This is a genomic window from Candidatus Delongbacteria bacterium (assembly GCA_041675285.1).
Classification (GTDB): Bacteria; CAIWAD01; CAIWAD01; order CAIWAD01; family CAIWAD01; genus CAIWAD01.
In genome coordinates this window covers 433,106-446,495 of record JBAYTZ010000001.1, presented here as the reverse complement: position 1 = coordinate 446,495, position 13,390 = coordinate 433,106, and the positions used below count along the sequence as shown (strand labels likewise).

Annotated in this window: 13 protein-coding genes; all 13 read right to left on the bottom strand. The window is 65.7% G+C overall.

The annotated features are described in order from the left end of the window. Positions 1-115: 115 nt before the first annotated feature. The 13 genes from WC326_01680 to WC326_01620 all read right to left on the bottom strand — a co-directional run bounded on the left by WC326_01680 (position 116) and on the right by WC326_01620 (position 12,641). Positions 116-331, bottom strand: a complete 216-nt coding sequence (locus WC326_01680) for a hypothetical protein (protein MFA7329759.1) — start codon at positions 329-331, stop codon at positions 116-118. 10 nt (positions 332-341) lie between these two features. Further along, the gene (locus WC326_01675) at positions 342-827 is read right to left on the bottom strand and encodes a hypothetical protein (GenBank protein MFA7329758.1); all 486 of its coding nucleotides are present in this window, start codon (positions 825-827) and stop codon (positions 342-344) included. After that, on the bottom strand, positions 824-1,084 hold the full coding sequence (locus WC326_01670; protein ID MFA7329757.1) for a hypothetical protein: 261 nt from the start codon (positions 1,082-1,084) through the stop codon (positions 824-826). The genes WC326_01675 and WC326_01670 overlap by 4 nt, the downstream gene beginning before the upstream one ends. A gap of 171 nt (positions 1,085-1,255) precedes the next feature. Further along, positions 1,256-1,669, bottom strand: coding sequence for a hypothetical protein (locus tag WC326_01665; protein ID MFA7329756.1), 414 nt, complete (start codon positions 1,667-1,669; stop codon positions 1,256-1,258). 16 nt (positions 1,670-1,685) lie between these two features. Beyond that, a complete protein-coding gene (locus WC326_01660) occupies positions 1,686-2,300 on the bottom strand; it encodes a hypothetical protein (protein MFA7329755.1) in 615 nt (204 codons plus the stop codon). Beyond that, entirely contained in the window at positions 2,290-3,681 is a 1,392-nt protein-coding gene (locus tag WC326_01655) for an AAA family ATPase (GenBank protein MFA7329754.1), read from the bottom strand. The genes WC326_01660 and WC326_01655 overlap by 11 nt, the downstream gene beginning before the upstream one ends. A gap of 19 nt (positions 3,682-3,700) precedes the next feature. Then, a complete protein-coding gene (locus WC326_01650; GenBank protein MFA7329753.1) occupies positions 3,701-5,224 on the bottom strand; it encodes a hypothetical protein in 1,524 nt (507 codons plus the stop codon). Positions 5,225-5,229: 5 nt separating this feature from the next. Then, on the bottom strand, positions 5,230-6,621 hold the full coding sequence (locus tag WC326_01645) for a toprim domain-containing protein (protein MFA7329752.1): 1,392 nt from the start codon (positions 6,619-6,621) through the stop codon (positions 5,230-5,232). Between the two features lie 9 nt (positions 6,622-6,630). Beyond that, positions 6,631-8,682, bottom strand: a complete 2,052-nt coding sequence (locus tag WC326_01640) for a DEAD/DEAH box helicase family protein (GenBank protein MFA7329751.1) — start codon at positions 8,680-8,682, stop codon at positions 6,631-6,633. After that, on the bottom strand, positions 8,679-10,688 hold the full coding sequence (locus tag WC326_01635; protein ID MFA7329750.1) for an ATP-dependent DNA helicase: 2,010 nt from the start codon (positions 10,686-10,688) through the stop codon (positions 8,679-8,681). Before WC326_01635 ends, WC326_01640 begins: the two co-directional genes overlap by 4 nt. A gap of 91 nt (positions 10,689-10,779) precedes the next feature. Next, positions 10,780-11,535 (bottom strand): hypothetical protein, encoded by a 756-nt coding sequence (locus tag WC326_01630; GenBank protein ID MFA7329749.1) that lies wholly within the window; start codon positions 11,533-11,535, stop codon positions 10,780-10,782. A gap of 24 nt (positions 11,536-11,559) precedes the next feature. After that, positions 11,560-11,871 (bottom strand): hypothetical protein, encoded by a 312-nt coding sequence (locus tag WC326_01625; GenBank protein ID MFA7329748.1) that lies wholly within the window; start codon positions 11,869-11,871, stop codon positions 11,560-11,562. Between the two features lie 62 nt (positions 11,872-11,933). Further along, entirely contained in the window at positions 11,934-12,641 is a 708-nt protein-coding gene (locus WC326_01620; GenBank protein ID MFA7329747.1) for a hypothetical protein, read from the bottom strand. Between the last annotated feature and the right edge of the window lie 749 nt (positions 12,642-13,390).

Below are 13,390 nucleotides of genomic sequence, written 5' to 3'. Positions count from 1 at the left end.
TCTCCACCTGGCGCAGGTAGGTGATGATCTGCTCCGGGCTGAATCGCTTCTTCGCCATCACGTCCCCCCATTTCCGGCCGAATCCTAACACTCGGCCTGGATCAGTTCTAGGGGGTCAGGTCATCAGCGCCTTGGTGGCCGTCACCGAGTCACTCAGCATGCCGCCGAAGAACCATGCCCAACTCGGGTCGCTCGTGATGGCCTGGAGTTCGAACACGTGCTTCAGCTGGCGGTCGTAGGCATCCAGGTCCGTCTGTGGCGGGCGCGGCGCCTTCACCCCTTCCTGGGCAGGCGTGGTCGCGTCCTGGGTGTGTTGCTTGGCTCTCGTCATGCGCGGGCTCCTATGAAGTGGGGTTGGTGACGAGGGTGGGGAGGCCCTTGCAGGCGCTTTCCGTCGCGTCAAGCAGCGTGATGGCGTCACCCTGCAGGCCAGTGTCGCGGCGGGTCTCGGGGAGCATGACGCGGATGAGCTCGCGCGCGCCGACGACGCCTTGCAGGACGGTCGCCAAGCGCATGAGGAGGTCCTGGCGAGAGCGTCTGTCGTCAGCCTGGGCGCCGGCCTTGACGCGCTCCATGAGCACCCTGGACTCCAGCAGGCCCATCTCGCCCGTGCATTGGATGGCCTCGGCGATCGTGGTGATGGCCTCGCTGGCGGCATCCGATGCCGCGGCCGTGGCGACAGCTGCCTCCGAAAGGCCGCGGGCGATCTCCAGGCGCCAAGCGGCGCGGTCCGTGGCCACCTGGCGACGGACGTCGTGGCGGTGCCACAGCCATGCGAGGGGCAGACAAACGGCGACAATGCCCAGTGCGACAAGCTGGGTGGTCATGCTTTCTCTCCAGTGGATTTGGTCAGCAGGAATTGGGCGACGTCGTCAGCCAGGTAGAGGACAACGGCGCCGACTTTTCGCCAGGGGAGGGGCTGGCTGCCGGCGTAGCGCCAGTTGCGGATGTTGGAGCGCTTCTGGTGAAGGACGGTGGCGGTTTCGACCTCCGTCAGATAGGCCGGCGGGCGCGCGGGGTCGTGTCCAAGCTCTGTGCGGATGGCCGCCAGGATTCGGCTGGAGTCCTCGGACGCGATCTTCACTTCGCGCCACATCCGTTGGCGCACGTGGGCGCGATGGTGACGCGCTTGGAGGTTTGGATGGGAATGGGCATGTCGCCTCCGCCGTTGGTGTTTCCCACCAAAGGGGCGGCGAAAGGGCCGAAATCGGACAGGGGGTCCGAAAAAGGTGAGAAAAGTGCGGAGGGCACAAGACTAAGCGGGCATGGAGGAGACCTTCCAGTTCGTTTGCACGATGACCGTCGTGAGTGCTGCCGGCCACCAAAACGCCGCGCGGGGCTTCAGCGTGCCGCCCACGCCCAGGTCGTCCATGAGGTCGGGCAGCAGGACCATGCCTGCCCGGCGGAGGAAGTCGCAGGCGGCGGCCCGGCCCATGGTGCTGTGCCCGGCCCGGTCATGCACCTGGTGCGCACGCCGCACCAGGTCCTCCAGCCATTGATCCTCGTCGCTCTTGATGCAGCAGTGCTGCTTGATGGCGTCCAGGTAGGTATGGCCGGTATCATCCACGCCAAAGGCGGCCAGGAACTCCCAATTGAGCCAGCGGGGATCCGTGTTGATATCCTCGCGCGGTGGTGCGCCAGGCCGCCGCTTCTTCTTGGGTGTGGCCATGGACGACCCTCCGTGCCTACGCTTTCCTTTCGGCCAGAAGCCCGATCGCCAGCTCCAGGGCGCGGATGGTCATGTGGCGCTCGTGGGGCGTTGGCCAGCGTGCGTGAATGAACTGGCCAGGAGTCAGCGCTTGCAAGCGCGCGATGCCCGCCGCCAGGTCCTCCACGCGCACCTCCATGAGCAATTGCAGCCGCACCGGAAGCGGCTGCAGGGAACTCGCCAAGGCCAGGACCTGGCGGGCGGATTTGATTCGGTAGCCACACCCGGCCGGCGGGGAGGCCCGCACCTCTTCCAGGATGGACTCGGTCTCTCGCTCAAGTTGCGCGGCCTCTTCCATCGCCTGAGCTTGGCAGAACGCCCGGCGCAGGGCATGCCTGGCGTTGATGCGATCCGCGCGGCCTTTGTCCTCTCCGGACACCAAGGTCTCGCGCCGCTGCAGCGCGCCACGTTCCCGGGTCAGGAAGTAAGCTCCGCGGATGTCACGCATTGAATAGGGCGCCAAGAGACGAAGCTTCTCGTTCATGGACAGGCCGCGGCGATCCAGGAGATGCAGGATCTCCCAGGCTGCCGGGGTGGCGAAAAACAGGGGCTGTGCGCCCCCCGGCCAGCGATCGATGGCGTCAATCCTCATCGTCGTCCGCAGGGTCGGATTCGGGCGCCAGGCCTGCGGTCTTGCCGGGATCGCTGCTCGCTCCGGCAACTCCGCCGTCCACGATGTGGATCCCGATTTCCTGGCTGGTGGCCAGCTCAAAGAGCACCATGAGGTCCTGCTCGGTCGCCCAGGCCTTCACCCGCTCGCGCGTCCGCTCCGTCATCATCGAGGCCTCGCGCAGGGCCAGGAACTTGAGCTTGGGATGCATGGCCGCGCCCATGGACAGCGAGACCTCCAGGCGCTCAGCGTCACTGGCCTGGGCAAAGGGCTTGCCGCGGTAGAGGATGGTGCCGTCCTCGGTGATGGCCAGTCCATCGATGGGCAGTTTGGCGCCCAGCAGCACCTGGGAGATCTCGTCGTTGACGGCGTCGATGCGGGTGGTCAGCGTCTCGCTCTCGCCCTGCAGGCGCGTGACCTCGGCCTCCGTCCTTCGGTAAGTCTTGGCAGACCGGGCCAGCTCGTTGTCCGCCTCGGCCGTGGCCAGCCTGGTCCGCAGGGCCTCCAGGCCGGACGGCTGCAGGGCGTCCACCAGCAGCTTCTTCTCCTTGCCCTGCGCCACCAGGCGGGTCACCTTTTCGCGCGCGGCCGTGAGGGAAATCTCCAGGCGGGTGACCTCGGCCTTGGCTTCGGCATGCTCCTGGTAGAGATCCTGAAGCGCCTGGCGCGTGTCGGCGCCCGCGTCTTCGACTTCACGCGCGGCGTCCATCTGACGGGTCAGCTCCGTCAGGCTGACTTCCGTGGGGACACTCGCGGCTGGCATGGCCAGGGCCTCCAGGCGCCCCTGGGCGGCCTTCAAGTCGCGGTTGATGTCCGTCCGCTGATCGTAGACCACCTGGCGCCGGGCCTTCAGGGCGTCGATGGGCTCCTTCACGCCAGCCAGGTCGATCATGACCTTGCTCTGGAGCTCGGCCTTCATGCGCACGAATTCGCTGGGGTCGAAGCACAGCGTGTGGAAGAAGGCGTCCAGGATGGCCTGGGGACTGGGGAAGCTGCCCTTGTCCGGGGTCCAGATCTTCAGGCCCCAGCCGCCCTCGGCCGTGACCGTCCGTGTCACGCGGATGCGCCGCGGGCTGTTCGAGCGGGCGTCGTCCGCGGGCGCCAGGTCCAGCACGATGGTGGCCTTCTCGGCGCCCTCGTGCACGGGCTCGCCCGGTGTGACCTTGGCGCCGCCCAGGGCCGTCCAGATGGCCTGGATGACACTGGTCTTGCCCTGACCGTTTTCGCCGGATAGATCCACCGCGTGTGCGGCAGGGTCGAAGGCAATGCGCACGGCCTTCAGGCGCATGAAATCCTCGGCCTCAAGCCCGACGATGCGGTAGCTGTCCGCCAGCTGGTGGGCCGGCTTGGTGGTCTTCGCCATGGTGGTTCAGTCCTTTCCGTCAGAAGGGGAGTTGTTCGTCGTCGTGAGTGGTGGTCTGGGCGGGCAGCCCGGGCGGCACAGACGGCTGCGTGGAGGCTACTGCCGCTGGCTTGGCATCCTGGCCCACGTCCTCCTCTTCCTGACCCTGGAGGCGCCGCAACGCCTCGTTCAGGGTTGCTTCGAGCAGGCGGAACGCCCGCACACGCTTCCCACCATCCGTGGGGCGGCTGATGTCGCTCTCCGTGATGACGTGGTGGGTCTTCAGCGTGTTGGTCAGGCGGTTGGTGGTCAGCTTCTTCTCGAAGGGCCACGCGCCATCGTCGACGAGCTCGGCGTGAATGGCCTCGGCCAGCTTGTGTGAGAAGTAGACGTGGGGGGCCATCAGGATCTCGTAGATCTTCCGGTCGTCACCCGTGATCAAGTTCAGTAGCGTCTGCAGGATGAGGATGTCCAGGTTCTCGCGGCGGGCCCGCTCGTCCCGCTCTTTCTCCTTTTCCTTCTGGGTCTTGAGAAGGATGTCGACCAGTGACTGCGTTTCGTCCAGGTTGGACTCGCGGTCGACCTGGTGGGCGATGGTGATCAGAGGGAGCCAGATTTCCCGCTCCCGGCTAATGAGGTCCGGCAGCGCACCCATGAGGTCCACGGTGTAGATCTGGTGCAGCGCGAGGAACTTGGTCAGGGCCCAGCAGTGAAGGCGGTTCCTGAGCGCCATCGTGCGCGCCTCGATCTCCGCCGCGTTCTGGGCGTAGTCCTTGAGCCGCACATCCTTTTGCTTCTTCAGGCTGTGGATGACGACGCAGCGGTTGCCGAAGACGTGGTCGATCTCGTTGATGCTTCCCAGGCACTTGGGTCCGAAGGTCTCGAACATCTCCACCATGCCCGTGTCCATGTTCGTGCGACTGGCGCTCGCCCCCTTCTTGTAAGCGTCGTTCAACAGCAGGCGGATGGTGGCCTCCATGGTCCCGGGCTTGGGGTGGCTCAGCTTCTCTGCTTCGTCCAGGATGACGGTGGAGCGGTTGGCGTGCACCAAGCGGAAGAGGGCCGGCTCGGTGATGCTGGTGGTCTTGCGGGCGTTGAAGGCCAGGGCGGCGATGAAGTCCAGCGAGAGTGATTTGCCCGATCCCGTGATGCCGTTGAAGTGCAGGTAGCCCAGCGTGCCGAAGAGCGGGTAGACGTAGGTCATCATGATCCAAAGGGCGATGATGTCGAACTCGTGGTCTGCCGGGTACCAAATGAACTCCTTCAAGAGGGCCCGGATGTCTTGGAAGAGCTCGGCGGTGTTGGGCGTGTTGGCGGCCGGGTCCTTCAGGAAGCGCTCGACGCTGAAAGGGATGGTGGATGGGTGGCTCCACCGTGGCAAGTCCGGATCGGGGAAACGCGTGAGTTTGGGGTCATTCACTTGACGATTTTTGTACGGGACCAGCACCACATGGATGCCGTCATCCGTGATCGACGATTCGATCACGTAGCGCTCTTTGATGCGCAATCCGTTGTCGTCGACGTCCATCCATAGACCGATGTTGGCGGTGGGAAAATTGCTCATGCTACTTAAGTCCTTTCCGTTGTGAAGGAGAGAGAGGCGATGTAGGGGAGTGTGTCTTCGAAGATGAGCTTGCTTGCGGCGCTCGTTTCCATTTGCACAACGGCTTCCTGTGCCCGCACCCGCTCTGCCTGAGTCGACTTGATCTCTTTCAGCGACGCGCGAAGGCTGCCCATCTGGAGTCCGCAACGCTTCTTCAGCAGATCCAGATAGACGGCCTGGCGCAGCTCAGACAGGGCTGTCATGGACTCCAGGACATCCTGCACCGCAGCCTGATCCTCGCGCCGCAGTTTCCCGCCGGCCTTCACATCGGGCAACTGCTCGATCTGGTAAGTGATCAGGTCCGGCGCGTCGTCCAGCAGGTCCTTGAACTCTTCCTTCGTGCCGCCGGCGCGGGCCCAGTCGTTGATGTCCTTCTCGCCTGGCATGTGCAGGATGCGCACCTCGCCGTCCCGCAGGGCGGCCTGGATGGCGCGCGCGGAGGTCACCACGCGCCCACGGCCGGCGGGGTCGTTGTCCCATACGAGGGTGACGTCCTTCAGGTGGGCGAAATGGTGGGCGTTCTTGGCGACTTCCAGGCCCAGGTTGCCCACGGCGGGGATGCCCCAGGTATCCACCTGCAGGGCGTCCGGGATGCCTTCCGCCAGCACCAGCTTGCGCTCGGGGTTGTGCAGGGCGTCCACGTTCCACAGGCCCGCGGCCTGGCCGGCCAGGTGGACGAACTTGCGCTTGTCCTCGGACTCGGGTAGTGCGCGGAAGGACATGCCCGTGACGCGGTGACGTTTGAGCAAGGGGAAGGAGATGCGGGTGTCGCGGAAGAGGAGTCCACCCCGCTCCGTGCGGAGCCCCGCCTCTTCAAAGTCGGCCTGATTGAACTCGCCCAGGATGGGGTGCGTGGCCCTGACCTGATAGACCTTGGCCAGGTTGGCAAGCCCGACCACGTGCTCCTTCAGGAGCTCCAGAGAGTAGCCACGGCCTTCCAGATAGGCGCGCGCCAGTCGGGCGGGTTCCGTGTCGGCCATGAGCTGGCCGTGCGCGTAGCGCGCCAGGACGCTCAGGGTTTCCTCACGCTTGTGCTTGGCCTCCTCGGCCGCCCGCTCTTCCTCCGTGGGCGGCGTCAGGTCCAGGTGCATGAGCTCGGCCGCGTAGCGCACGGCCCCCTTGAAGTCGAGGCCCTTGTCCGCCATGATGAAGTCAATGGGGCTGCCACCACACGGGGTCGTCTGGTGGCTGGGGCACCACCAGGAGTTGGTCTCGCTGTAAACGATGAACGATCCGTTTTTATCCGCGTGGCCAGGAAGCGGGCAGCGGATGGGCTTTCGTCCCGTGTGGTGCGGAACGAGCTTGTCCATGGTCAGCTCGCGCTTGATGCGCTCAGCGAGATCTACGTAGTGCCCCACGTGGGCTCCTTATCGCATGGCCGCCATGAAGAGGTCGTCGCTGCGCGCGGCAATGATGGCCGCGGCGGCGTCGTACTGGTGCTCGCTCTTGTCCTTGGTCACGTCCCAGCCGGCTCCTGCCCACGCCTGGCCGTCCCGGGCCAGCACCGCCCGGACCACGTCCGCCACGCGCGTCTTGGTGGCCGTCAGTCCTCCGCCCACGCGCTCCTTGATTTCGCCCGGCAGAAGCCAGATGGTGGGCACGTTGTGGTAGACGCGCGCCGCCACCAGCAGGGCCTTGGCATAGGCCAGGCCTTTCAAGGCCGCGGCGCTCTGCGCGCCGCTGGATGGCGTCTCGCAGCAGAGGATGGCCGGCGGGTGGGCCAGCAGGAAGTCACGGATCCCGGTGGCCAGGATCTCCAGCCGGCGGCCGTCGTCGTCGGCCTTGCGCAGGCCCAGCTTCTTGTCGCTGGGCTGGGTCGTAAGGGTGGTCATGGCCACGGGCCACCAGGTGGCCAGGTCGACGGCCACCAGGGCGAAGTGCGTGAAGGAGGGGTCCATGCCGACGGCGGTGCGGGCGGGCCCGCCGGGACGAACGAGGATGGTGGGCGCGGCCAGGATGGGCGCCGGCGCCGCTTCGAGTTGCTGCGCCTGGCTGGCCGGCTGGGCCTTCACGATCGTCGCCATGAGCTTCTTGTAGGCGGCCTTCCTGCCGGCGTACTGGCGCAGCAGGGGCTTCGAATCATTGTCCACGTTGGTGACGGCGCTGTCGATGAAGTCAAAGACCTCGCCCCGTGTCTTGCCCGGCGCCGCGCGCATGACGCGCCCGACGCGCTGCTCCACGCGCCCTTCCGCCTTGGCAGGAAAGGTCAGCAGCAGCGTGTTGAGCTCGGGAATGTTGAGGCCCTCATCGGCCACGGTCGAGGCAAAGAGGACGCGCACATGTCCGGACCGAACCGCGTGCCGGATCATGCGCCGCGTGTCCTTCTTGACCTTCCCGGCGAGCAGCTCGCCCACGATACCCCGTGCCTTGGCCGCCTGGAACAGGGGTTCCAGATGGTCCTCCACGCGGCCGGACAGGACCAGGATCACCCGCTCCTCGTCCTGGTGGAGGGCTTCCAGCGTGTCCAGCACCAGTTGACGACGGGTTTCATCCTTGGCCAGGGCGCCCGACAGGGCTTGCCAATCGCCGGCGCCGCGGTAGGGGAAGGTGAAGGCCGTGTGCACCTCGTGGATGACCGCCGGCACCAGCCAGCCGCCCTGCAGCAGGTCCGCTTGGCGGGTCTCATGCAGGATCGGGCCAAACGTGTGGAAGAGCTTCTGGGTCAACCCATCCTCGCGCTCGGGCGTGGCCGTCAGGGCCAGGCGCCACTTGGCAGGGCAGGCATTCACGACGCGGTCGAAGGTGCTGGCCGGGCAGTGGTGACCCTCGTCCAAAATGAGGCAGCCGTACTGGGCCAGCTCGCGCGCGAGGGCGCCGGTCTCCAGTCGGGTCAGGGTTTGCACCGTGGCCAAAGTGATGGGCGGGCTGGTCCGCAGGTCCACCGCGCCGGGCAGGAATCCGAAAAGCTCCTCGATCTCGTCCCGCCACTGTTCAAGCAGATCCAGCGTGTGGACAAGAATCAGCGTGCGCTGCTGGATCTCGGCCAGAGCCGCCAGGGCCGTGAAGGTCTTCCCGCCGCCGGCGGGGATCACCACCACGCCCTGCTGGCGCTGGACCATGGCCACCTTGGCCGCCTCCTGGTAGGGCCGCAGTGGGGGATGGAAAGGAGGGATGGACGTCGGCCATAACGCCCTGTGGTCCTGGGCGCCCGGCCAGGGGGCCAGCGCCTCCTTCAGGAGGGCGATCGCTCCACGTGGAGCGCACCAGCAGCCCTGCGTGTCAACGTGGAAGCCCTCCAGCCGCTTGGGAATCTCCCGCCAGCGTCCGTCCACCTTCTCCTTCGGGACCTGGATGCCGCGCTTCTTGGCCGCCACGTAGGCGGGGTTCGCATAGGAGAGAGCACGCTCCAGGCGCTCGCGGGCGCCGGCCGGCAGCTCGGCCAGGGGGATGCGAATCAGACTCGCGACGTCGATGCTCATTCGAAGGGGTCCTCGCTGGTGGAGAGGAAGCTCCGGATGGACGCCACCTCGTGGCTCATGCGCCCACCGGGGATGGCCTTCAGGAACTGACGCCCGTACTTCTTGGAGGTGACCCGGCCGTCCAGCAGCAGGACCACGCCGCGGTCATCGTGCCGGCGGATGAGGCGTCCGAAGATTTGCTTCCACGCGATCACGGCGATGGGCAGGCTGTGACCACCGAACCAGCCCTTCGGGTCGTGCTCGGCGATGTAGTCCATGACGGGATCCGCCGGCGAGGGGAAGGGCAGGCGATCCAGGGCGACCAGGGACAGGCTCTCCCCAGGCACGTCGATGCCCTGGAAGAAGGTGCGGGTGGCGAAGAGCACGCTGTGCACGTCCTCCTGGAATTGCTTGATGAGCAGGGTGGAGGGGGCGTTGCCCTGGCGCAGGCAGCGGTAGCCCGCCCGCTCGAACTCCGGCGCCAGCAGGTCATGCGCAGCCCGCATCCCCTGGCTGGAGGTGAAGAGAAGCAGGGCCCGGCCCTGAGAGAGCAGCACAGCCTCGTGCAGGAGGTCGTGCACGCGGTCCCGGAACTCCGGCGCATTTGGCTCGGGCAAGCCGGCCGGCACCACCAGCAGAGCCGCGCGGTCGAAGTCGAAGGGGCTGGGCAGGATCACCTGCCGCGTGTCCACGGACAGGCCGATGCGCTCGCGGATGAAGGAGAAGTCGCCACGCGTGGTGGTCAGCGTGGCGCTGGTGCCGATGAAGCTTGACACCCAGGGCAGCAAGGCCTGCCGCACGAAGGCCGCGATCGAGACCGGCTTGCCGCAGAGTTTCCACGTCTCGCCCGACGCCGATTCCATGCGCTCAGTCCAGTAGACCCACTCCGCGTGCTCCTGCCAGATGAGGGCGCGCGCGCGCTTGGCCATCTGGGTGCACTGCTCTTCCTGGCGCTCCAGCTGCTTGAATTCCTTCGAGTCCTCCAGGTGCTGGCGCTTGGTGGCCTTCAACTCGCGCAAGGCGTCGCGCAGGGCGTCCAGGATGGGGCCCTCGTCGATCAGGCCCGCTTCCTTGATGCGGCCGCTGCCCTGGGCGCCATGCGTAAAGCTCAGTTGCTTGATGGCGCGCGCGAGGTTCTCCGCCGCGCGATCCAGGGTCTGGAATCCGCTCTGGGACAGGTGCCGCTTGAATCCCCGAAAACTCCAGCGGCCGATCTGCTCGCCGGCGAAGTCGCTGCCGATGTCCGGGATCTCGTGGGCCTCGTCGCAGATGAGGACATCGAAGGGCGGGACGACGCCGGCATTGCCGGCCGTGGCCTGCTGGACCATCAGGTGGGCGAAGAGCAGGTGATAGTTGCAGACGACGACCTGCGCGTCTTCCGCTTCTGTCACGGCCGCCCGGTGGAAGCAGAGGAGCTTGCAGCCGGCGCACTCGCTGGTGTCGGCCACGGAGAAGTGGCGCCAGACGCGCGGGGTGACCTTGAAGGGGATCTCGCTGGCGTCGCCCGTGGACGTCGTCCCGGCCCAGGCCAGCACCTGGTAGAACTCGTCTTGGTCCTCGTCCGACACGGCGCCGGCGAAGAGCTGGCTCTTGTGCTCGTCGTGGCGGTCCTTGCACAAGAAGTTCGACCGACCCTTCAGCAGGGTGAACTGGAACGGCTCGGGCAGAATGCCCGCTAGAAAGGGCAGGTCCTTCTGCACCAACTGCTCCTGCAGGGCGATGTTGGCCGTGGCGATGAGCACGCGCTGACCCGTGGCCAGGGCGTGCTGGATGGCGGGCGCACAGTACGCCATGCCTTTCCCAGTCCCTGTCGGGGCCTCCACCAGCAGGGTGCTGCCTGTCGCCAGGGCGGCGGCCACCTCGCGCGCCATGATGAGCTGGCTCTCGCGCGGTTGGTAGCCGGGCAGCTGCTGGGCCATCCGTCCACCAGGGCCGAAGACCTCGTCCATCGTGAGGGTCGGCTTCGGTTGGGTAGGCGGTGCTGCCACTTCCAGCAAGGCCGGGAAGTCCGTCGCGTCTTGGTGCATGATCTCTCACAGGCTTGTGCGGCGTGAAGTGGGCCCGGCCGGCAAGAGGTGCGCACGTGCCGACCGGGCCCGGATGTGGGGGCTGCAGAGATCAGGCGAAGGGATCGCCGGGGACGTCGCCGTCGTTGGCCGCGTGCCGCGCGTTCTCCTCTTCCTGCGTGACCCAAGTCTGGGCTACGGAGAGGGACCCCGCCGGCAGGTCGCGGATCTTGGCGATGGAGAACGTGGCCAGGAAGTCGTTCATCATCTGGCCGCCCTGGGCGTCGCCCAGCGTGGCCTTCAGTGCCTTGAGGCGGGCGATGAGCGCATCGCCATCGGTCTGGGTGAGGATGGCCGCGGGCTCGGGCTTCTTGGGCCCGCCGCCCTTCTTGTCGTCGGCATCCTCACCGCCGTCCGACGTCAAATCGTAGAGGTCCAGGGCGTCGAGCTGGGCGCGCAGGGCGGGGGTGATGGTGGCCTCGGGCAGCACCGTGTAGCTCGTGTCCTTGGCCTTCGTGCCGGTGCGCTCGATCTCGAAGACCTGGTTGTCGACGCCGTACTTGGTGTCCATCTTGGACACCTGCTTGTAGAAGGTCTTCGAGTTCTCCAGGACCTTCACGGCCTTGATCTGATAGACGCCGTTCCTGTTCTCCAGCACGGCCACGTTCATGCTGGTCTTGAGTGTCTTCTCCTTCCCGCAGCCGTCGGTCCAGGGGTGGTAGGTCGCGCCATCCCAATAGACCGCCCGGATGTGGGGCTCGCCCAGGAAGGCGACCAGGTGCTTGTCTCCGTCTTCGAACTTGAGGTAGCGCCCGCTCTGCAGGTCGTGCTCCTCGTAGGTCTTGTTCATGCCATCGAACCGGCCCATGGTGGGTCCTCCTTGTGGTGTGGGTTAGTGCTGGATCTCGTGTCTGGACTTCGTCTCGATGACGGAGAGGAGGTGCAGGATGGCCGGGTGCCTGCGCAGATTGATCATGGGTGCCTGGGGCTCGCCAACACCGCTCTCGCGCAAGTCGGCCAGGGGCGCCATGCAGGAGCGGTAGGCCCTTTCCACGGAGCGGCTGAGGGCAAACACGACCGGGTCACGGGTCGGGTGTTCGGCGACGATGCCGCCGACCGTCAGGGCCAGTTCCAGGAAGGCGCCGCGCACGCGGGCTTCGATCTGGTCCACCTTGGTGGCGTCGGTGGGATTGGGCTCGGACATCCTGTCTCTCCTTCGTCCTTTCCCACCAAAGGGGCGGCGAAAAGGCCGAAATCGGACAGGGGTCAGGAGATTCTCTCTCTTTTTTGACGCAACCGTTTTAGCAGCCTGTTGTGGCGTTTCTGCGTGGTGTCGTAGGCTTCGCCCAACATGGATGCCATCTCTTGCAGCGAGTACCCGTAGACGTAGAGACCGACCAGCAGGCCCCGTTCGGCATCGGTGAGGGGCATGTCTTGGATCAGATCCTGAAGGGATTGGTAGGCGTCGACGCGCTCATCCGGGACATGGTCTTGCATGACGACTTCGTCGGGCGCGATGGTCACCTTCGCCACACGCTGGTAGTCCCTCAATCCCTGGGCAACGCGAAGCCTGAGCTTGGTGTCACGCAGGAGCTCATGCGCCAAACACGGGTTCGTCAGGCGCCCTTCCCCCAGTCCCATCAGGGTTTCCAGGAACGCCATGATCACCGAACTCTCGGTCTCTTCCAGGCTGCTGCCCGTCATCCGATAGCGACCAGCCAAGGCCTGCAGCGCCGGGGCGTAGGAGACGAGTAGCCAGAGCTGGATGCTTGCGGCTTCGGGCACGCCCGCCTGCAGATGGTGGATGGAGGCGCTGAGAGCCGCTTGGCGGGCCGCTTGCTGGGTTTTGGCCGCCGGTCCCAGCAGAGCCAGGAAGTCTGTCAACGTGGGCGGCAAAGCCGGCTCGCGAGCCGCGAGTGCGAGGTAATCGGTGGTGGACGCGGGCGTGAAGGCGTCTTGTTTGGAGGGCAGCACGATGGCTCCAGCGCTGGGTCAGCGCCGGCGCGAAGCCGCCAAGAGGCATGATTAAACCCGGGCGCTGATGCGCGCCGGGCCAACAGATGAAGGGAGTGGACAGAGTCCGCCCAGGAGACCCACAGGCATGGATCACCCGGCCCGTGCTTTTCACGGGAATGGAATGGGCATGAGGAAGCCCGGGCAGACAAGTCCCTGCTTAAGCCTGGTAATCAGCCAGGCCTTGACTGTCGGTCCGGGTTAGAAGAGGATCAGCAGAACGGATCGGGAGAGGGCGCAATGATGAACACGCCGACGATCGGCGGGGGGCTGGAATCTATTCAGGCAAGACATGATTGGCTCCAAGGGAGGCGGTGAGCGTGAGGCTACGGGAGCCAAGATAGGTGGGGGTGCAACATACCCTGGAAGCCCCGTTGTCAATCCATGGCTTCCGCGCAAAGTCTTCAGCCAACTGAGTTTTGTATGGGATTTTGCCTGCTCCAGCAGCTGACCTGTTGTACTCAAGACTTCGAATTTCTTTGCGATCAAGCACTTGCGCGAAAGGCCTCTGCGGAGGCGACCCTTACCACCCGCCGCCATACGAACGACAGCATGTTGCCTTCAGCCTGTCGGAGCTCATCGATGCTGAGCCACCTTTGGAGAGATTTCTCCAGGTCGTTGGAGACATGTCGACAAAGGAGCGGACAACTGGCTCGACCTGACATTAAGTCTTTGCTTATCAATAGAATTTTGGTCGCTCGAATTGGCAT

Coding starts and splice junctions, on each gene's coding strand:
- WC326_01680 (MFA7329759.1), bottom strand. CDS start 331: ATGACGAGAGCCAAGCAACACACCCAGGACGCGACCACGCCTGCCCAG.
- WC326_01675 (MFA7329758.1), bottom strand. CDS start 827: ATGACCACCCAGCTTGTCGCACTGGGCATTGTCGCCGTTTGTCTGCCC.
- WC326_01665 (MFA7329756.1), bottom strand. CDS start 1,669: ATGGCCACACCCAAGAAGAAGCGGCGGCCTGGCGCACCACCGCGCGAG.
- WC326_01660 (MFA7329755.1), bottom strand. CDS start 2,300: ATGAGGATTGACGCCATCGATCGCTGGCCGGGGGGCGCACAGCCCCTG.
- WC326_01655 (MFA7329754.1), bottom strand. CDS start 3,681: ATGGCGAAGACCACCAAGCCGGCCCACCAGCTGGCGGACAGCTACCGC.
- WC326_01650 (MFA7329753.1), bottom strand. CDS start 5,224: ATGAGCAATTTTCCCACCGCCAACATCGGTCTATGGATGGACGTCGAC.
- WC326_01640 (MFA7329751.1), bottom strand. CDS start 8,682: ATGAGCATCGACGTCGCGAGTCTGATTCGCATCCCCCTGGCCGAGCTG.
- WC326_01635 (MFA7329750.1), bottom strand. CDS start 10,688: ATGCACCAAGACGCGACGGACTTCCCGGCCTTGCTGGAAGTGGCAGCA.
- WC326_01630 (MFA7329749.1), bottom strand. CDS start 11,535: ATGGGCCGGTTCGATGGCATGAACAAGACCTACGAGGAGCACGACCTG.
- WC326_01625 (MFA7329748.1), bottom strand. CDS start 11,871: ATGTCCGAGCCCAATCCCACCGACGCCACCAAGGTGGACCAGATCGAA.